Below are 19,500 nucleotides of genomic sequence, written 5' to 3'. Positions count from 1 at the left end.
TGGCCGCGTTCAGCGGCAGCTCACCCCACTTCCGCCCCCGCCGCCACCTGATGACCGCGCCCGAACACCGAGCCGAGATGACCGTCCGCTTCGCGGTCTGGGACCAGGTCACCGCCGCCGGCCGGCCCGCCGCGGCCTGAGCACGAAAGCCGGAACCCGGCCCCCCGCACCCGGCACACCGTCAGGCACTCACACACTCAACAACGTGACAGCGCCCGTGCGTTCGCCCACCTGCACTGGTTCCGCCGCCTGCGGATCCGCTGGGAGATCCGCGACGACATCCACGAAGCCTTCTGACCCTCGGATGCGCACTCATCTGCTGGCGTCGCCTGTCACAGCAGGTCCGAGCCCTCACGCAGTAGCCATTCCCTAACAGAAGGGGCACGGTCGAGCAGCCGGCTGACCTGCATGCCTTCTTCGCGCGAGGTCACCCTCGGCAGCGGGGTGAAGTCGTCGGGAAGCACGTCCAACAGGCTCACCACGCGGTCTCCCCCACGCAGACTGATCAACAGCTCGCACCGCAGCTGGCGCGGAACGTCCGGGCGGTGGGACAGGCTGTTCCACAGGGCTGGCCACAGGTAGTGGGTTCCGTCGGGCGCCGCATTCGCTTGCACCCACGCCGGGTCCAACCGCTGGTTCAGGCTGAGGGCACACGCACGCTCCTCCAGCCTGAACAGCGAGGCCGAATCGATGACCTTCACCTCGCGAGGCAGCGGCTGATCGAAGTGCATCGCCCCATGCTGCCCGACAACACCCCACGCCGGGCAGTCGACCCCAGAAAGTCATTCCGTTAGGAGTCCTAAGTCCCGCCGGGGGTGTGCCGCCCTGGCAGTCGGGGCGGCACACCCCCGGCGGGGCGAAGGTCACCCGGCCTGTTCCTGCAGGTCCGCTGCGGGAGCGGGCGCGGGCATGCGCCAAGCCACGACCGCGCCGGTCACGAGCCCCATGACGGCCAGCAGGGTGGCCACCAGGAATGGGTCGAAGGAGTGCAAGGACGGGGCGAACCCGATCCCAACGCAGACTGCTACCCCGGTGGCCCCGCCCAGTTGGTCAGCCGCGCGCTGAATGCCCGAGGCGGTACCGGCGTCGTCCTCGGTGACGCCGCTGACCGCGAGGTACTGGAGCCCCACGATGCCGAACCCCATCCCGGCCGCGATCAGGAGCATGGCCGGGATCATCGTCATGCCGCCTGCCCGCAGGGCCGCGATGGCTGCGATAGCGGTCATCGCGGCCGCGGTGAACCCGATGCCGGCAAGCACACACGCGCGTGCTCCCCAGCGGCTCAGCAGACGAGGCACGAGCATGGAGAACACGATCAGCGAGACCGCCAGAGGCAGCATCGTCAGACCCGCGCCCAACGGGCCGATGCCCAAACGGTCCTGCAGATAGAAGGTGAACAGCAGAAACGAGGTCGACAACCCCCCCGCTCAACAGCATCGTGGCCAGGTTGGCCGCCACACGCGTGCGGTTGGCGAAGAAGCGCAGCGGCAGCAGCGGGTTGCGCGAGCGTGCCTCGACACACACGAACCCGGCCCCGGCGGCCACCGCCCCGGCCAGCGCCCCCAGGACCACCCATGTGGGCGTTCCGGGTTCCCCAGCCTCGACCACGCCGAAGATGAACAGCAGCGGGCAAGCGGTCAGCAACAGCGCGCCGCGAAGGTCCAGCCGCGGGGCGTCTTTGGTCACGGGCCGGTCTCCCTCGACCAGGAAGACAGCGGCCAGCAGCACGACTAGGACGAACGGAACCGAGACCAGGAAGATCCACCGCCACCCCAGGTGGGTGGTGACGATTCCGGACAGGACGAATCCGAGCACGAGACCGCAGCTGGCCACCGCCGCCCACACGCTCAGGGCCCGCGACCGACGCGGACCTTCGGGGAACATCAGGACGATGGTGGCCATTGCAGCGGGCAGCGCGATGGCCTCACCGGCGCCCTGCAACAGGCGCGCGACCACCAGCAGGGAAAACGTGGGGGCCAGGCCCGCCAGCAGCGACGCGGCGCCGAACAGGCCGGTGCCGAGCAGCAGCACGCGCCGCCGCCCGAGCAGGTCGCCCAGCCGGCCACCGAGCATCAGCAGCCCACCACCGGCGACCGTGTACCCGACCACGACCCAGGTCAGGGAGTGCCCGTCGATGTCGAAGTCGGCGCCGATCGAGGGCAGGGCGATGTTGACCACGGTCACGTCGACCGCAATGAAGAACTGCAGCATGGACACCGCGCACAGCACCAGCCATGCGCGTGCCGGGGACGGGCTGTGCCCGCGGGAAGAAAGGATGCCTGGAAGCATCAGGTGCTCCGTCGCTCAGAAGAAGTTCTGAGCAGCACAAACGTGCCGCTCCGGTCTGATCACGAAGCGGCTGGACGTCCAGGAGGAGCGTGTGAGTCGAACGTCCCGCCGCTAGCGGGGCGTCCTGGTCACTGCGGCGCAAGCGGCCGCACACGAAGCAGCAGACATGCCGTTAACGCTACCAGGGCGGAGACGCCCGGCTCAGACACCTGCCTGACGTCTCATCTCTTCACTCGTAGCCCGGTTCTACAGAGCTTCCTGGGCACGGGAAGCTCGTCGCCGCGGAGCACCTCTCCGCGCGATCTCTAAGGCGCTACCAGGAACTCAGCCCTGCCGTGGTTGCGGGCACAGCCTCGCCGGAAGAGCGGACAGAACACGGCCGCCTCACCATGCTTCAGCACCGGTCGCCCAGTCCCGCACCAGACATGCCCACCCGGATCGGCAATACCCTGCGCGCCGTCGAGACCCGCCCCGTAGACAAGTACGGCTTGGACGTCGTTTCCGTGTGGCCTCATCTTTGGCTGCTGCTGCCCGATACCGCCCGTAAGGAAATCGCCACGGCAAGAGTCTCGCTGGACGCCTCCGTGGCCGCGTCCATTTGGGGTGTGCTCTTTGTTCTGTTCGCCCCGTTGACGCTGTGGGCAGTGCCAGCCGGGCTCGGCGTTGCTGTGGTTGCGGTCGTGGCCTGGGTGCCCTCCCGTGCAGAGGTGTACGCCGACCTCCTTGAGGCTGGATTCGACCTGTATCGAAGAACTCTGTATGAGTAACTTCGCTGGCCCACGCCGTGCAACCCGAAGGGGGAGCGCACTCAGGGACAGGTGCTGACTCGCTATTTGGTACGCGGTTCGGACAGCACCATTCCCGTCTGGGGTAGCGGCCGCTGACCTCCCGGGTGTGCACGCACTACACGACTCGGCGGCCAGCGTTACGCCACATAGCTCAAGGCTCTTGACCTGTACAGAAGCCAACACGCCGTCCGCGCTGGGGCGAACGTCCAGCTTGCCGACGGCCCGCCATATGCGCGAGTGGCCCTGCGGCAGTTTCGCGGTCCATTTGGGGCGGGCGACGCCGACGTAGTGCATCGCGGTCTTCTCCGTGATGCCGAACCGTCGCATCAATGTGAGCGGATCGGCCCGTTTCATGTGCCTCGTTGTCGACCCGGCACACCGAAGACACCGCCCTTGATGAGGATGAGCAGCAGGCCGATGCCGATCCGGACGACGGGCAGCAGGACGTGGCCCCAGCGGCTGAGAGCCTGGCTATCACGGGCCAGTTGCGAAGTACCGGCCAGCCGCGATCCACATCGCGAGCAGGTGTCCGCGAGGCCCAGGTCGGCCTGCCTGAGCCCGCCGACCGGGCTGTCTCCGCGAGGTCCTCGAACGGCAAGGACCTTGAAGGCTGATCACCGCAGACCCCTCGGTCTGGTAGCTTCGACGGCCACGCGGCAACACGCTGGAACCGTCCGCAGAAACGGCAGCATCCGTCGTGTCGCACCTACGCCTCCACGGCGGCGTTGCGGAAAGCGGTGCTCGGCAGCTGTGGGCATTGCGGCCAGAAAGGATCATGAGGAAGGCCGTCCTCATACCCTCCGATCACTCCAAAGCGACCGCACGGACGGGCCCGATATCAAGGAGAAGCCCTGTACCGGAAACCCTCCCGGCTGAGCTGGTAGCAGCGGCGCGGTCTCGCCATCCTCAGCAAGACAACGGGGATGCCTGCGTACCCGACGAGGTAGTCAGGGGTGATCTGGCGGGGGACCTCGGAGATCCAGGCCCGACCGTCCGGGGAATCGACCGCGAACGCGGGCAGGATGCCGATGAGCCCACGGGCCTGTGCCAGCAGGCCCTCGTCGTCCAGGGCCAAGCCGGCGTCCCACAGGAACTCGGCGTTACCCGCCAGCCCGTGGCATAGCGTCGGTCCGCTCCAGCGGGCCCCAAGGGCCACCGAGCGGCAGGCGCGCCGGAGTGTCTCCGTCGGGTCCGGCTCGAGGCCGAGGCGCCGAGTGTGCAGGAGCATCCGGCCGATGCCCGTCGCCCCGTGGCACCAGAACGGCGGGTGCGCCCGGCCGCCTTCCGCGATGGGCCAGGCGATCCCGCTGAGGTCCTCCAGGCAGCGGATCGCCTGGCCCGTGATCCATGCGGAGGCTTCGCGCGCGGTCTCCTCGTACTCGGACGCACCGGTGGCTTCGTAGAGGTCTAGCAGGGCGTCGGCTATGCCAGCCGCACCGTGGGCGTAGCCCAGGAGGCTCTTGCCGCTGAGATCTCCGTAACCCGGCGGGATGGGCCAATGTGCGGTGTTGTGCCCGCCCTCGCGCTGCCGCAGGAGGATGTCGGCGCAGTGCACCGCCCGGTCGAGGCTCCGCCCGTCGCCGGTTTCGTCCCAGAGCATCAGGTGCACCAGCAGTCGGCCGGCGAGACCGTGGAAGAGGTCAGGGGAGTCGTCGAGAGCCGCCGCAGGTTGCGCCTCCGCCCGGTCGACGGCGAACCCGACGAGTTCCTTGTCGCCCAGCACTTGGCCGGCCCGCAGGAGGGCGGCCACGACACCCATCTCCCCCACATAGAGCCCGCGCGGCCCGTCCCCGGGGACGGCCGGCATGCCGTGGAGTGTCCGTGCTGCGGCGCGCAGGACGTCCGTGTGCCGCGGGACTCGCAGTTCCTGGACCAGTTCGGCCAGCGCGAGGACAGTGCCGGCCATCCCGGTGTTGATATCGCGGCCCACGAGCCCCTTGCCGACGTAGTACTCGCTGCGCCACGTCACCCCCTGCGCGGAGGACTCCGCCTGAGCGCAGATGAAGTCGCCCGTCCGGCAGGCCAGTTCGAACAGGTCCGATGCTCGCGTCCGGTCGGGGTCGGCGGCGTCGGGTGGTGCAGGCGGCTGTGGTGACCGGCTCTCCCCGACCGTCAGCAGCGCCCGTCGCACATCGCGCGCCGAGCCGAACCGTCTCTCGGGATCCGGGTCCAGGCACCGCGACACGATTTTCGTCAGAGAGCCGTCGACGGACGGCCGAAGCTGTCCGGGTGGTCTGGCGAGCAGGTCGTGCGGGTCGGGGGCCCGTGAGGGCTCAGCACCGGTGACCAGCAGGTAGAGCACTGCTCCCAGGGCGTAGATGTCGTCGGCCGGTGACACCGGGTCTCCCGCCCTGCACGCGGGCGAAAGGTAGCCGCGGGTCCCGGCCTCGCTGGGCCGGTCCGTGGCGCCGACGGGATGAGCCAGCTCAAGATCGATGAGCCGTACCGGGCCGTCGGCCGGGAGCACAATGTTGGCCGACTTGAGGTCCCCATGCACGTGGCCGGCCTTGTGGAGCACGGACACGGCATCCGCGATGGCGGCTCCGAGCTCCACCACGCGAGCGGTGGAACAGCTATGACCCGATCCGGCGAGTCCCCGTACGTGCCGGTCGAGCGTCTCCCCGCCCAGGTCCTCCAAGACGAGGATCAGTTCGTCATCGTCCTCGACGACATCGAAGACCTCCGGGGTCACCCGCCGTCCGGAGAGCCTGAGAAGCGTGGCCGTTTCCCGCCGCAGCGCCACGGTACCGTCGCCGGCCTCGCCGCCCTGGCCCGCAGGTCGCTTCGCTGCGCGCTTCAGGATGCACCCGCGCGGTGTGGTCAGGTCGAAGGCAAGTTGGACGACGGCCCGGGGCGAGTGCGCCAAGGTCATGACGGGCCGGTACCGGCCCGCCACCGTTCTAGCCAGAGTGGGCGAGGCGCCCAGGCCGATCCTGCGAAAGGGGTCGGCGGCCCAGTCCGGCACCCAAGGGGTCACTCCCCGGAGATCCGGAACCAGACGGCCGTCGGGGTCCAGCACGGCGAGGACGACGTCGCCGAGCAGGGTCTGCATCCGGGTGCTGTCGAACCCGCCGTAGCGGTAGAAGACGACGCTCCCGTCCGCGTAGGAGCGGTCTGAAGGGATGCGGGGACCGCGCATCCCCCGGGTTGCGGCTGCCAGCGCGGCCGCCACCTCAAGGGCCGAATCCTCGTCCTGCGGATAGACGGTGATGAACTTTCCGACCTGCGAGATGCCCGCCGCCCCGCGGTTGAGCCGTTCGAGCCAGGTGAGGGATCCCATCACCTTGAATGCGACTCCCAGCGTGACCAGGGGAGGCAAGGCCCGGCGAAGGGTCTCGGCGGCCGTCGAGACGTAGCTGGAAACGTGGAGCTTCCATCCCTGCCGGGGGAGGTCAGGTCCCTGTGGGAAGGCAGATATCCACGGCTGCAGCGGGCTGTCGGCCGGCACAATCCGCCAGTCGGACAGTCGGCCACCGACCGCATCCACGACGGAGCCGAGAAGCCACCGCTCGGGACGGTCGGCCGTCATCGGGGCGGCATTCGCCACACTCATTCGTCGGCTGCGTCGATCGGGATCGTGACGACGCAGGTAGGTCCGCACCTTGTGCTGATGCAGGTGAAGTCGCTGCACCCGCCCGTATGGATGCAAAGCCCCTCGGTTTCGCCCCCGAGACCCCTGGCACGTGCCTCGGCGATTGCTTGGGAGTACTCCTCGACCGCGTTCTCGGGAATCTGGAACTCGGCGAAGACGGAACCGGCGTCATCGGCGAGGCGCGTACGGAACGCTTCATCCGTCTCGGCCTGCGCAACAATCTGTGCCAGCCGAAGCCTGACGGCGCTCACGTCTTCGGTCATGGCCGCCTCCCATGTGATGTCAGTGCTTTGTGCGGCAGAGCCACCACCGATATCCAACCTCGTAGCGGACTCCCACCGCTTGTGTACCTACTGCTCCAGTTTCCGCTGCGTCCCACCTCACCGCTACCCGAGTGATCACGGATACCGACCGTCACATCGACTTCGAAGAGCTACTCGTCCCTGTCCGTACTGTGGGTCACCGGTCGTGCCGATAGCCTGCGCCCTGCTTCGCTCCGGCCCTTCTATTCGGTGGGCGCCTTCGAGGTGTGCACGATCCGGGTGCAGACGCGGCACACGGCGGCACCACCCTGCAGCCACCACCGGCAGGTGGAGCGGACCGCGCACGCTGGGAGCGGCACGCCCACACCGGCCGCTTCCACCTGGCGGCCGACGTCCGCCACCGCGTCGCCGAGGGAGCACCGCTCCCCCTCCCACTGGATGCAGGCCGCCCCGACGCACGGCCCGGCGAAGCGGAACCGGGCTTCCGGCGGGCGCAGACCGGGGGCGGAGGCTCGGGCCGCGAACTCGGCGTCCACCGTCAGCGGCTGGCGAAGGGCGGCGACTGTCCCGTCTGGTCGGACGATACCGAGCAGTTGGTGGCCTGGCGCGCACAGGCTGCTTGGGCATGTCGTCTCAGCGCGGGCCGCACCGGCCTCGGTGGCGCCCACTACTCCTCCTGCGCCATCGCGATTCCCATCGGCTCCCGCCACGGCATCAGCTCTTCAACTGCGTCGCGGGGAGGGTCCGCGTTGCCGAACGGCACCTCACGCAGCGGCGGCGCGAGATCGAGTTCCGCGACCTCGTTGAGGACGGCCCTGCGCACTGAATCCCCAATCCGCTCCAGCACCTCAGGCTGCAGGTCGCCGAGGACGGTGACGCGAAGTCCTTCTCTGGCCATGGTCCTTCCTCTCCTCAGGACAACCGACCACCGCCCGGGCGGCCGATCACCGACGACGCTGCCACCGGGGCGGCGGACGGGCGAGCGCTGGTAGCCGATTGGAGTGAAGGCGGCCCGCACCGGGCCAGGCGCCTGGTCGTTTCGGGCGTACTTCGGCACGCCGCCCACCGAAGATTCGCGCACGCTGGACCTGGGCCGGGCAGCTACCGGCTAATCCGACCGGACCGGACCGCACCGGACCGCGACCCCGACCGACCGCCGCACCGACGGGAGCACAGCATGATCGGGACCCCCGAACCCTTCGACGACACCGCGGGACTGCCACCTCTGCCAGGATGCGCTGAGGACGCAGCCGCCGCACTGAAGCTCATGTTCGTGGACCTCACCCAGGGCGCCCGGATGGCACGCGGTCAGGACCCAGTCAAACGGCCGGTGTTTCTCAAACCGCACGGCGTCGCCTGCGGCACGTTGACGGTCGCCGATGACCTGCCGACGGAGCTGCGTGTTGGCTTTCTGGAAGCCGCCCGCACCCGGCCCGGCGGCCTGACCGCCTGGGTGCGGTTCTCCAGCGACACCGTGCCCGGCAGCTCCGACCTGAAGACCACGCTCGGCGCCGGCATCAAGCTGTTCGGCGTGCCCGGCCCGAAACTTCTGGAGGCCGACACCGAGGCCGACACCCAGGACCTGCTGCTGCAGAACCACGACGTCTTCTTCGTGGACACCGCCCAGGACATGTGCGAGTTCACCAAGGCCGGGGTCATAGACGGAAGTTACGACCCGTACTTGGAGGCCCACCCGGTCACCCGGGAGATCCTCGACGCGATGGCGAAGTTCGAGCAGAGTGTGCTGACCGCCCCCTACTGGGGCGTGCTCCCCTACGCCTTCGGACCGGACCGCTTCGTCAAGTACAAGCTGGTGCCGGCCGGTTGCGAGCCCGGCGATCCGAAGGCGACGCCGCCCGACGAAGACCCGACCTACCTCGGCGCAGACCTGGCCTACCGGCTCGCGGCCGGTCCGGCGGCCTTCGACCTGCTGCTCCAGTTCCGCACCGACGACGAGCGGATGCCGCTGGACCGAGCGACCGTGCGCTGGGAGGAGTCCGAGAGCTCCCCCGTGAAGGTGGCCCAGCTGACCCTCCGGCAGCAGGACGTCACCGCCCGGGGACAGGCCGCATACGGCGAGAACCTCGCCCTCAACCCTTGGCACAGCCTCGCCGAGCACCGCCCAGTGGGCAGCATCGCCGAGGTGCGCCGGACGGTGTACCAGGCCTCTGCCGAACAGCGCCGCGACGTGAACGGCGTCCCGGCAGCAGAGCCCGGCCCGGCCCGTCCATACCTCACCCCGCCGCCCCCTCGCGACACCCGGATCGTCCGGGCCGCCGTACACCCGGCCATCGGTGTGGCTCGGGTCGGCGACAGCACGATGGACGACTTCGTCCTCGCTCCCGAGGTCGACGACCCGGCCCCACTGCCCGCCGGGAGCTACAAGGACGTCACCGGTGCCTTGAAGCGCCAGGGCGTCCGGTTCCGCGTCTACGGCTACAACGCCGCCGGCGAACCGGTCGCCGAACTGACCGCCGACAACGCCGAACTGCGCTGGACCGTGCACGTCGCCAACGCGAAGGCGGCCTGGTACCAGTTCCAGATCGCCCTCGACATCCCGGAGGCGGACAAGGCCGACGACAGTAACCTGCGCAACCCAAAAATCCCGGCCGACCAGCGCAGTCTCCTGATCATCGACCCCGGCTCCCGCTCGGTGCGCGGCCGCAACCGCTCCGGTGGGCCCGAGTACTGCTTCGACACCGGCACCTTCATGGACAAGCCGGTCTACCTCGGGGAACTGCGCACCGACGACAGCGGCCGACTGATCTTCCTCGGCGGCCACGGCGTCTCCGCCTCGGCGACCGGCGACCCCGCCAACACCTTCGCCAACAACGACGGCTGGTACGACGACACATCCGACGGCCCGGTCACCGCCGAGGTGCGCATCGACGGGCGGCCGATCCCAGTCGAGCCAGGCTGGGTGGTCACCGCGCCGCCCAATTACGCGCCCGAACTCAGCTCCGTGCGCACGATGTACGACCTGGTGCGCGGCTCCTTCTTCAGCGCCGGGCTACTCGACGAACCGCGGCAGGTCTCCTTCACCCGCGACGTGCTACCCGTGCTGCGCCGACTGTCCGGCCTTCAGTGGGTCAACAAAGGCCTGGCCACCCAGTTCGGGTTCGGCGGACGCGAGTACCTGCTTGACCCCGGCCGGCTCGCCGCGCTCGCCGACCCCTCGCCCGTCCACCGGGAACTGCGCAGGCAGGTCTGGCTCTCCGTCCGTAACTACGACCGCGACGGCATGTCGCCGGTGCCCTGGCCGGCCGTCTACGGCGACGCGATGAACCTGCCGCCGCAGTCCGTACGCCAGCACATGACGCTCTCCCCGCTGCAGTACCGCCTCCTCCAGCGTTGGGCCGGTGGGGACTTCGACGCCGACTACGACCCGCAGGCCGTACCACCCGCCACCCTCGATGACGTCCCGCTCACCGAGCAGCCCGCGACCCTCGACCGGGCGGCCCTGTCCTTTTGTCTCGCCGATGCCTTCCACCCTGGCTGCGAGCTGACCTGGCCCATGCGCCATACCACCCTGTACAGCAGCCCGTTCCGGATCCGGCACCGCGCCGCCGACGCCCCTTCCCCGCCGTACTACGGCCAGACGCTGACCTCGGAGACCGCGCTGTCCCTCGACGGCCCGCTGCACGCCCAGGGCCCCGGCGACCTGACCCGGTGGATGGCCGTGCCCTGGCAGACCGACACGGCCAGCTGCCGATCGGGCTACGAGTACAGCGTCTCCCTCGGCCTCGGCCCGTACGACCCGTACCTGCCGACCTTCTGGCCGGCCCGGGTACCCAACCACGTGCTCGCCGAGGAGGACTACGACGTCGTGGTCGACACCGCCCGGCCGATCGTCGACCGCCTGGCCGCGTTCGAGAACCGGCGGACCTGGCTCCGCTGGCTGCCCCGCGACTACATCGCCGCCATCAACGCGATGGTGCAGGACTTCGGCAAGCTCGGCGTGGTCGAGCGCCGCCCCGGTCCCCCCGACGACCCCCGCTTCCCGACGGAGCTGCTGGTGGAGTCCGAGGTCGGTTTCCCGCCCGAGCCCGCACCCCCGGCAGGGCGCAACCTGGTCACCGTGCACGTGGACCGCGGCGCCGACCCGGTCCTGGGCACGGCCGCCCTGGCCACCGCGGTCACCATGGCGGACGCTCCCGACGAGGAGGTCTCGGCCGGGTTCATCGACAAGGTCAAGCGCTTCCGGTCGGGCCGGTGACGGCTCACCGCCCGGTGTCCGGGGGCCCGTCCGGACCCGTCGACGTTGTCGTGGCGGGAGGCGGCCCGGCGGGCGCCGTGGCCGCGCTCGTCCTGGCCAGGGCCGGTCGCCGCATCGAGCTCCTGGACGACGGCGGCCAGGGCCAAGGGCACCGCCGCGCGGCCGCGAGCGGGCCTGCCGTCAAGACCGGAGAGGTCAAGATCGGGGAGTTCCTGCCGCCAGCCGCCCGGCCACTGCTCAGCGAACTCGGGCTGCTCGACGGTTTCCTGGCCGCCGGCCACCCAATCTCCACTGGCACCTACGCCGCTTGGGGATCGACAGCGCTGCACGGCCGCAGCCACCTGTTCGACCCGTACGGGCACGGCTGGCACCTCGACCGGCTGCGCTTCGACGCCTTCCTGCGCGAGGCCGCCGTCGCCGCGGGCGCCCGACTGCGGCGGGCTACTGTACTGGACCAGCGCAGCGACCGCCTGATCGTCCGTGAGCAGCCCACCGGCGTCATAACCGAACTGCCCGCCCGCTGGACGATCGACGCCACCGGCCGGCGCTGTGTGATCGGCCGCCGCCACGGCCACCGCCAGCGGCAGGACCGGTTGGTCGCCGCGTACGCCGTATTCCCCTCCCGCCCCATGGATGATCCGGCGGACGCCGAGGCCCGCACACTGGTGGAGGCAGCGGCGTGCGGCTGGTGGTACACCACCCGGATCCCAGCCGGGCGCCTGGTCGCCCACCTGACCGACGCCGACCTCGCCGACCCGTCCCTGCGCACCCGGCACGGTTTCTGGCATGCACTCAGCCGCACCGTTCACGTCCGTCGGCGCCTGGCCGGGCACGGCCCGGCCGCAACTCCCCTACCACGCTGGGCTCCCGCCCACGGCCTGCGGCTCACCCCGGCGGCCGGGCCCGGCTGGGTGGCGGCCGGCGACGCCGCCCTCGCCTTCGACCCGCTCTCCTCGCAGGGCATCCTCACCGCGCTGCACACCGGCGCCCACGCCGGACGGGCGGTGACCGGCTGCCTCACCGACGAAGGGCACACGACCGCCGCGCTCGCCGACTACACAGCGTTCCTGGACGGGATCGCGGCCGCCTACCAGCGCAATCATGCATATGCATACAACCAGGAGCAGCGTTGGCCCCTGAGCCCCTTCTGGCGCCGTCGCCGAAAACGGGCGGAGCACCCTGACTCGGCATAGCCTGAAAGGGCCGGAACGCTCGTCAAAGAGGTCAGCCATGACAACTCAGACGCTCGCCGCACTGGACGCCATGGAGATCACCCAGGCGGTACAGGACCTCCAGCAAAGCGTCACCCTGATCGCCGGCAAGGCCACCGTGATCCGCGTCTACGTGAACGGCGTGAGCGGCCCCGCCACCGGTGTGAGCGGCGCCGTGACTCTGCTCCGGGCACCCAACGACCCCCCGGTCACCGTCACCTCGGCCAATACTCTCTCCCTCGATCCGAACGCACCCATGGACGTGCCCACCCGTCGCGCCGACGCCTCGCTGAGCCTCAACTTCGTCCTGCCGTCCGCGGTGGCGGCCGAAGGGCCACTCAAATTGAGCGCTGTCACCCTGACCGACACCCTGACCGGCGCGAACGTCCCGTTCAACGGGCCGACCAACGGCGTGACCGTCTGGTTTCACAAGAGCCCGCCGCTGCGGGTACGGGTCCTGTGGCTGCGCTACTCGATGGGGAACCCTCCCGTCACCTACACCCCCCGCGACATCGACTACAAGTTCCTGATCAGCTGGCTCAAGCGCGCCTACCCGGTGGCCGAGGTGATTGTCACGCCGCGCGCCGTCGTCGATGTCATGGCCGCTCCACCCTTCCAGTGCACGGACACCAACGCCCAGCTCGCCGCCATCCGTGCCCTCGACATCAGCTCCGGCGCCGACCGCCGTACGCACTACATCGGCCAGGTGGCCGACGGCGGGTTCTTCATGCGCGGCTGCTCCTCCGGCGTGCCCGACACGCCCGACCCCGCCACCGTCGCCTCCTCGCCCTGTGGCGCGGCCACCTGGAACTGGGACTTCGACGGCTCCTACGCCGACTGGTACGGCGGGCACGAGCTGGGCCACACCTACGGCCGCAAGCACCCGGGATTCTGCGGCGAGTCGCAGGACGACCTGCAGAACTACCCGTTCCCGGCCGGACAGCTCGCCAAGGACGCCAACAGCTTCGTCGGATTCGACGTGGGCGATCGCCAATTGAATCTGCCGATGGTTGCCAGGCCGGGTGTGCAGTGGCACGACGTCATGACCTACTGCAACTTCCAGTGGCCGAGCAGTTACACGTACGAGGGCATCCGCCAGCGTCTGCTGGCGGAGGACGCCCTCGCCGTCGGCGCCCCGGCACCGGCGGGTACCCCGACGGCGGCCCCCGCCCACGTGCCCGCAGACGAACTCAGAGTCTCCACGCACGGCGGAGGCCGGCCCGACGAACGGTTCCCGAAACTCTCGGTGACCGCCGTACCGGCCCCAGCCCCGGCGGCTGGCGGCGAAGCGGGAGCGGCCCCCGACGCCGGGCAGCTCGTCAGCGTGGTCGGCACAGTTGACCTCACCGGCCGCAGCGGTGACATCCGCTTCGTCAACCCGGTGACGGCCTCTGCCGGACCACCGACCCAGGTCGGAGAGCCGGAAGGTGCCGCCGGACCGGACGGCGAGGTCCCGGTGGTCCTGCGGGTCCAGCAAACCGACGGCGGTCCACCACACGACTTCGCGGCCACGGTCAAGCTGGCGTCGGATCCGGAGCCGGGGCAGGAACGCACCGGCCTGGTCGACGCGGTCGTCCCGGTCGGTACCAGTCCCCAATCGATCGCACTGCTGGTCGGCGGACAGGTCGTGGACACCTTCCGCCCCGGAGACCCGCCCCCAGCTCTGCGGGCCGCCCGCCAGGGGACGGCGGGGGAAGGCGCCTTCAGCCTCGACCTGGACTTCGACCAGACACTGCAACCCAGCCATACCTTCACCACACAGGTCAGCACCGACGCCGGGCAGACGTGGCAGACCATCGGGGTCGGCCTGAAGAACCCCGCGATCACCGTCGACCGCAGCCAGTTCCCCCGGGGAACGCAGGTCCAGCTCAGAGTCATCTCGACCAACGGCTTCACGAGCACGACGTCGGACATCGAGAGCTTCCAGGTGTGAGCCGACGGACCGTGAGTCTGGTGGAGGCACCGGGGTAGCGGGGGCCCGTCTTCGTCGCCCGGGGTAGGTAGTCGAACCGGTTCCGCCGCCCACCCACCCCGCCTCGACGCTCGGCAGGCGCCTTCCGCCACAGGCATCCCACCACCGTGCACGGACGCAACTCAGCCCTGCGGCAACTGGTCCTGCCGACGCCCCTATCCGTGGTCGCCAGAATGCTCGACCACCACATCTCCACGCCGAAGCCCTCGCTGCCGAGGCCGACAGCACTGGAAAAAGTAGCCCGGCGACCACCGGCGACCATGGGGGGTGACCGGAGAGTCCATTCAGACTCCGGGGCTGCCTGAACGTGGATGTCCTCGGCGCCGCCAAATGTCTCCTCAACGGCGACCGCGGCTGACGCAACACCGCCTACCTCGACGACGTCGCCTCCGGCGGCGATGCGGTCGCCGTGGCCGCCACCCGCAAGATCGGCGGCATCACCGCCCCCAGACCGCCGCAGAGCCCCTGCTCCTGTTCACCCGCGACCCGGTCGGCGGCTTCACCACGCGCCTGGACAACACTGCCCCGCTGTGCCGACAGATGACCGTCAACCGGCCCGAGTGCTACATCTACTCCCCCACCGTGGGGTGCGTCATCACCGGCGTGCCCCGCGAGAACATCGTCACCCACTACTCCTGCCGCCAGACCCTCGCCGCACTGCACCAGCCCCCCGGGCTCCTGGACACCACAGCGGTCGCGAGGACCTGCTCGCCCTCATCAACTGGATCGTCACGGCCAAAGCCGCGGACGTCATCGGCGTGACCGGATCCTTCCTGGTCGGCGCCTGCAACGCCCGCTCCGACATCGACCTGGTCCGGTACGGGCCGCGCGGCTACGAAGCGGCACAGGCCCTGTTCGCCGAACGCACCCTCATCCGCCCGTACGAGGGCGAGACCCTCACCCGGCTGTACGTACGGCGCGCCAAGTACATGGGGGGGATCCTTCGACGCGCTCATGCGCCAGGAGGCCCGCAAGCTGCAGGGCCTGACCACTGGTGCAGGGGCACACATCAACTGCGAGCCGTTGAGGGCCGACGGCGACAAGACGTTCGCCTGGGTGGTGGCCAAAGAGGTAGGGGCGATCTCCGTCCTCGCCCGGGTCACGGACCACTCCGAAGGCCTGGTCACACCGGCGCTCTACAGGATCGAGGTGGACACCGTCACGGAGTCCACGGTCGACGAGCCGTCCGTGTTCGCCCGCCGGATCACCCACCTCCGCAGCTACCTCGGCGCGTACACCGGGGCGTTCCGCACCGGCGATGTCGTCTACCTGCCCGGCCGTCTGGTCCACATCCAAGGGCCCGACGCGCACAGCGGCTTCGGTATCGAGCTGACCCCGTGGTCGGCAGCCGAGTCCTTCCTCGCCAGCCTGACCCGCTGAGCCACCCATTGGGGTCCACGACTCATGTCCGCCTGAGCGCACGAACGGCCTCCGTCGCCCGGCCTTGGCAAATTCCACCGGACGGCAGGGCCGTTCATGCGCCCCTGGAGTTGGCGGCCCTCGATCGCTCTTATGGTGTCCGTTCTCGAAGAACCCGATCGTCGGGCCGGGACTGCTCGACTCACTCGGTTCTCGGTCGTAGACCTACGGCGCTGCGCGCTCTCCCCCGGCTTGGAGCGCATGGCCGGAGGGGCGCGCGTATACCGAGGAAGCGCGAAGAGTTCGTGTTCAAGCGTTGAAAACCGCTTTTGTCGGTCGAGTGTGGGTGATCATCCATGGCATGAAAAGGACTCTCACTGTCGTCTCCGCCGCCTTGGTCGCCCTGGCCCTGGCCTCGCCCGCCGAGGCGGCTCCCAAGGACACCCCGGCACGGATGTGTTCGCTGGGCACGGTCGATCTCAAGCACCCCCCGCTCGGCTTCTCCGTCGACGCGGTCTTCGAGGCGGCGCGGCGGCTGGGGCTGAACGATCCCGGCGCTCTCGGCCTGGGCTGCGAGCAGGAAGAGCGCACCGACCCGTACTCCGAGGCCCGGCCCTACCCGAATCGCGGACCGGTCGTGCTCCGCTCCAACGAACCGGGGAAGGGCTCGACCCAGCTGTACTGCACCGACTCGGTCGCCGTCTTCGGCAGGATCCTGGAAACCGTGCCGGTGGAGACGCTCGTGGTGATCGGGACGGGCTGCACCGTGGAAACCAACCCGATCGTCATCTAGAGAACGACAGGCTGTCCCTGCGGAACGTGCGAAATGACCACAGGGACAGCCGGGAGCACCGTCCTGTCAGGGCACCCGCCCCGACGGTACGGGCACTGGCGGGGCAGCGCCCGGCCGACTACTCCGGGCAGGCAGTCAACAGGTAGGAGAGCTGGTTGGGGCTGGCCACCGTAGCCCCACTCCCCCAGCTGCAGAACGGGGGATGTACTTCCGGAGACAGCTTGCTTAAGTTGCGGACGTGCTCGGCTTTCTGCTTCCCCGGCTTTGCTGTCACCGCGAAGGGCACTCCGTTCGGCGCCAGCGACCATGAGGGCTACACCGGCCCCCTCTCAGCTGCCAGGATCATGCAGGAACACTCAAAGCCGCCATATCGCAATAAATGCGAACGTCAGGAAGGCGGTGCTGGCGGCCTGCCGGCGAGGGGTCGGTATGGAGAAGACATCCAAGCTGCTGGCAGGCCGCCAGGAGGGCGCCCAGTCGATTTCGCCCGCCTTGAAGGGGCATTGAGAGCTCTGTACAGGTGAGGGGGGTTACGGGCTGCCCCGCGATTGATCATGAGGCGTGTTGGCCTGGGGAGTTAGCTGGTGGGTGATTCAGCAGGCCGTCGTGCGGACGGGCACGAGTTCGGTACTCGTCTTATGCCGGGTGGGCCGCTGGGCAGCGCGATCGGAGACGAGGGCGGCGATGGCCTGGTGGGTTTCCCCGTAGGTTTCGCGGCGGCCGGTGTATCGCTGGAGTGGGCGCCACTGGCGTACTTCTGCATTCGCGTGCTCGACGCAGATCCGCCGGGAGGACTGACGGCGCTTGTGCTCGCACCAGCCGTAGTGCTCGGTAAGCGGCCGCTCGGCCGGGTCTTTCGCGGTCTTCGGTTTCTTCGGCGGGGCAAAGACCTGGTCGGGGAACTCATTGGCGAGGCCGCGGTAGCCGTCGTCGACCTCGGCTTTCACGCCGGGATGCTGGTGGAACTGTTCGGCGATGCCCTCGGTGCGCAGCGCGGTCTGGTCATGCATGCGGCCGGGCCGCAAGGCGCCGGACCACAGGGTGCGGCCCTGGTGGTCGCTGATCGTGGTGGCCTTGAGGGTGTTCTGCCTGCGCTTGCCGGAGACGAAGGCGCGGCGGCCAGGCCGGCCTGCCCGGGGACGGCGGACCTGGGTTTCCATCCCGTCGATCCGCAGAGTCACGTCCTCGGCTTCGGCATGGGCGAAAACATCGGCCAGGGTGCGCAGGCGCACACCGGGACGGTCGGGAACGGCGAACCCCCGCTCGGCGAGCAGCGGGCGGATCTCGGCGAGGGCCCGGCCGATCGTGGAGGACCCCACCTCGTAGAGCACCCCGAGGGCCTCATGGGTAAGGCCAGTCCGCAGATGTACGAGTGTGGCCAGCAGCCGGTCGGTGAAGACGAATTCGTGCTTCGGCCCGGCTCCTGCCTGACGCTGGCGGGCTCCCTCGCGCCGTTGGTGGCGTGCAGACTCACAGCGCGCCTCCCAACGCGGAGCGAGTTCTTCCACCAGTGCGCCCAGATGCTTACGCGAGAGGCCGCAGAAGGCATGAGGTGACATGGCCGCGCGGACCTGTTTGATCTTCACAACCCAGACAACTCGCGCGGCCTTCCGTATGTTGCCCGACGTGACCAAGATCAATCACGAGGCAGCCCGTGACGAAGCCGGGGTCGCGTCGCTCAGCGCGCCCTGATCGCGATCTGGTTGCACCGGCGAGGTCGCGGAGTCTGATCGATCGCTGACTCGCCGCGCTCGCCTACAGCCGCCTCCAGGCCGTCGATGCAGGTAGCGACCGGGCTGCTGGCTCTGGTCACCTGTGTGTGCGGTCCAGGCCGGGCCCCCGGGCGTTGTGCCGGACTACGTCAGGACGAGAGGCACGGTGATGGTGAGGTGTTCGTCGGTGGTCGGCAGGGCGGTAGCAAGAGCGTTCATACGAGCTGCGAGGTGGCCGATCACCCGGCTGGTCAGTTCCTCGTCCCACTTCGCTGTGCCTTCCGGTGGCAGGCGCATCTCCTCCCTGGCAGGCGGGTTGTCACCGAGATAGCGCGCGGTGTCCGCGTTGACGACCCAACAGGCCAGTGCGATCTTCACCTGCCCGGGTGCCGCCCACTGCGCCCGTATGTGGGCGCACATGCTGAAGTCGTCCCCGCCGAATGTGACCGTAGTGGAGAACGACCTGCCACGGGGGTATTGCCGTATCAGCTTGAGTACTGCTGGTTCCACAACGGCTCGCGCCATAGGTTCCGTATACACCGTCTGCCCCCTGTCGAGCCTGGCCTTCAGTATCCCAGACGGGGCCTGCGGCGAACAGATCGGCTGCCGTCCCGACCGTTTCCTCTCCAGGGGAACGCTGTGCACCTCGTGGGCATGCGAACGGCGCCGCCCGCACCCTGGGGGATGCTGTGGGCCAATTCGGGACATGGCGTGACGTCACAATCGCAGGGCAGCCCGTTACTGATCGTTTCAGAAGGAGGTTCGGAGTCGTCTCAAGCAGATGATGCTGCAGGCGAGTTGGAGCAGTCCGAGGTGGAGGTCGGCGCGTATCTCGTAGCGGGTGCGCAGGCGTTTGAACTGGTGGAGCCAGGCGAAGGTCCGCTCGACGACCCATCTGGTCCTGCCCAGGCCGGAGCCGTGGGCTGTGCCCTTGCGGGCGCTCTTCGGTGTGATGCCGCGGGCCCGGAGGAGGCGGCGGTACTTGTCGTGGTCGTAGCCGCGGTCGGCGAACAGCCGGCCCGGCCGGTGCCTCGGCCGCCCGCGGACCCCGCGGATGGGGGTATCGCGTCCAGCAGGGGCATCAGCTGAGTGACGTCGTGGCGGTTTCCACTGGTCAGCGAGACGGCGGGCGGGGTGCCGTGCCGGTCGGTGATCAGGTGGTGCCTGCCGCCCGGACGCGCGCGGTCGACCGGCGAAGGTCCGGTGTGAGCCCCCCTTGAGGGCCCGGACATGAGAGCCGTCGACTGCCGCGTCCGTCATGACCAGCAGGCCCGCGGCCCACAGCTCGGCCAGCAGCACCTCGTG

The 19,500-nt window shown here is 69.4% G+C and carries 15 protein-coding genes and 4 pseudogenes; 10 read left to right on the top strand and 9 right to left on the bottom strand.

Annotated features, from left to right (window positions below; translation table 11 throughout):
- Both ACWCXX_RS37305 and ACWCXX_RS37300 read left to right on the top strand, forming a co-directional pair.
- Positions 1-140 (top strand): annotated as a pseudogene (locus tag ACWCXX_RS37305) (IS6 family transposase); the annotation flags it as partial.
- A gap of 76 nt (positions 141-216) precedes the next feature.
- Positions 217-362: pseudogene (locus ACWCXX_RS37300) on the top strand (IS5/IS1182 family transposase); the annotation flags it as partial.
- On the opposite strand, the gene ACWCXX_RS37295 reads toward ACWCXX_RS37300, so the two are convergent.
- Entirely contained in the window at positions 333-731 is a 399-nt protein-coding gene (locus tag ACWCXX_RS37295; RefSeq protein WP_451135198.1) for a hypothetical protein, read from the bottom strand. The pseudogene ACWCXX_RS37300 and the gene ACWCXX_RS37295 sit on opposite strands and share 30 nt — an antisense overlap.
- Before the next feature lie 132 nt (positions 732-863).
- Positions 864-2,217: pseudogene (locus ACWCXX_RS37290) on the bottom strand (MFS transporter).
- 497 nt (positions 2,218-2,714) lie between these two features.
- On the opposite strand from ACWCXX_RS37290, the gene ACWCXX_RS37285 reads away from it, so the two are divergent.
- Together ACWCXX_RS37285 and ACWCXX_RS37280 are read left to right on the top strand one after the other, a co-directional pair.
- Positions 2,715-3,056: a hypothetical protein gene (locus tag ACWCXX_RS37285; protein WP_451135196.1), complete on the top strand. Its 342-nt coding sequence runs from the start codon at positions 2,715-2,717 to the stop codon at positions 3,054-3,056.
- 383 nt (positions 3,057-3,439) lie between these two features.
- On the top strand, positions 3,440-3,691 hold the full coding sequence (locus tag ACWCXX_RS37280) for a hypothetical protein (protein WP_451135194.1): 252 nt from the start codon (positions 3,440-3,442) through the stop codon (positions 3,689-3,691).
- Positions 3,692-3,915: 224 nt separating this feature from the next.
- Here ACWCXX_RS37280 and ACWCXX_RS37275 read toward each other — a convergent pair whose 3' ends face one another.
- The 4 genes from ACWCXX_RS37275 to ACWCXX_RS37260 form a co-directional block, all read right to left on the bottom strand.
- On the bottom strand, positions 3,916-6,606 hold the full coding sequence (locus ACWCXX_RS37275) for a class III lanthionine synthetase LanKC N-terminal domain-containing protein (RefSeq protein WP_451135202.1): 2,691 nt from the start codon (positions 6,604-6,606) through the stop codon (positions 3,916-3,918).
- A gap of 20 nt (positions 6,607-6,626) precedes the next feature.
- Positions 6,627-6,932 carry a hypothetical protein gene (locus tag ACWCXX_RS37270; protein ID WP_451135192.1) on the bottom strand — a complete coding sequence of 102 codons (306 nt, stop codon included), beginning with the start codon at positions 6,930-6,932 and terminating at the stop codon, positions 6,627-6,629.
- Between the two features lie 242 nt (positions 6,933-7,174).
- The gene (locus ACWCXX_RS37265) at positions 7,175-7,468 is read right to left on the bottom strand and encodes a hypothetical protein (RefSeq protein ID WP_451135190.1); all 294 of its coding nucleotides are present in this window, start codon (positions 7,466-7,468) and stop codon (positions 7,175-7,177) included.
- Between the two features lie 131 nt (positions 7,469-7,599).
- On the bottom strand, positions 7,600-7,830 hold the full coding sequence (locus ACWCXX_RS37260) for a hypothetical protein (protein ID WP_451135189.1): 231 nt from the start codon (positions 7,828-7,830) through the stop codon (positions 7,600-7,602).
- A gap of 279 nt (positions 7,831-8,109) precedes the next feature.
- Between ACWCXX_RS37260 and ACWCXX_RS37255 the strand changes: the two genes are divergently transcribed.
- The 6 genes from ACWCXX_RS37255 (at position 8,110) to ACWCXX_RS37230 (ending at position 16,483) form a co-directional block, all read left to right on the top strand.
- Complete coding sequence (locus tag ACWCXX_RS37255) at positions 8,110-11,148, top strand: LodA/GoxA family CTQ-dependent oxidase (protein ID WP_451135187.1); 3,039 nt, start codon at positions 8,110-8,112, stop codon at positions 11,146-11,148.
- A complete protein-coding gene (locus ACWCXX_RS37250; protein ID WP_451135185.1) occupies positions 11,145-12,341 on the top strand; it encodes a tryptophan 7-halogenase in 1,197 nt (398 codons plus the stop codon). The genes ACWCXX_RS37255 and ACWCXX_RS37250 overlap by 4 nt, the downstream gene beginning before the upstream one ends.
- A 37-nt stretch (positions 12,342-12,378) precedes the next feature.
- The gene (locus tag ACWCXX_RS37245) at positions 12,379-14,292 is read left to right on the top strand and encodes a hypothetical protein (protein WP_451135183.1); all 1,914 of its coding nucleotides are present in this window, start codon (positions 12,379-12,381) and stop codon (positions 14,290-14,292) included.
- Between the two features lie 579 nt (positions 14,293-14,871).
- Positions 14,872-15,093, top strand: coding sequence for a hypothetical protein (locus ACWCXX_RS37240; RefSeq protein ID WP_451135181.1), 222 nt, complete (start codon positions 14,872-14,874; stop codon positions 15,091-15,093).
- A gap of 192 nt (positions 15,094-15,285) precedes the next feature.
- A complete protein-coding gene (locus ACWCXX_RS37235; RefSeq protein ID WP_451135179.1) occupies positions 15,286-15,711 on the top strand; it encodes a hypothetical protein in 426 nt (141 codons plus the stop codon).
- Between the two features lie 340 nt (positions 15,712-16,051).
- Entirely contained in the window at positions 16,052-16,483 is a 432-nt protein-coding gene (locus ACWCXX_RS37230; protein ID WP_451135177.1) for a hypothetical protein, read from the top strand.
- 593 nt (positions 16,484-17,076) lie between these two features.
- Here the strand turns inward: ACWCXX_RS37230 and ACWCXX_RS37225 are convergent.
- From ACWCXX_RS37225 to ACWCXX_RS37215, 3 genes and pseudogenes are all read right to left on the bottom strand, one after another.
- Positions 17,077-18,042, bottom strand: coding sequence for a transposase family protein (locus ACWCXX_RS37225; protein WP_451135200.1), 966 nt, complete (start codon positions 18,040-18,042; stop codon positions 17,077-17,079).
- A 297-nt stretch (positions 18,043-18,339) separates the two neighbouring features.
- Positions 18,340-18,615 (bottom strand): hypothetical protein, encoded by a 276-nt coding sequence (locus ACWCXX_RS37220; protein WP_451135175.1) that lies wholly within the window; start codon positions 18,613-18,615, stop codon positions 18,340-18,342.
- A 330-nt stretch (positions 18,616-18,945) separates the two neighbouring features.
- Positions 18,946-19,500 (bottom strand): annotated as a pseudogene (locus tag ACWCXX_RS37215) (IS5 family transposase); the annotation flags it as partial.

It is taken from the genome of Streptomyces sp. NPDC001732, assembly GCF_053596315.1.
This window is presented reverse-complemented; position numbering and strand designations above follow the sequence as displayed.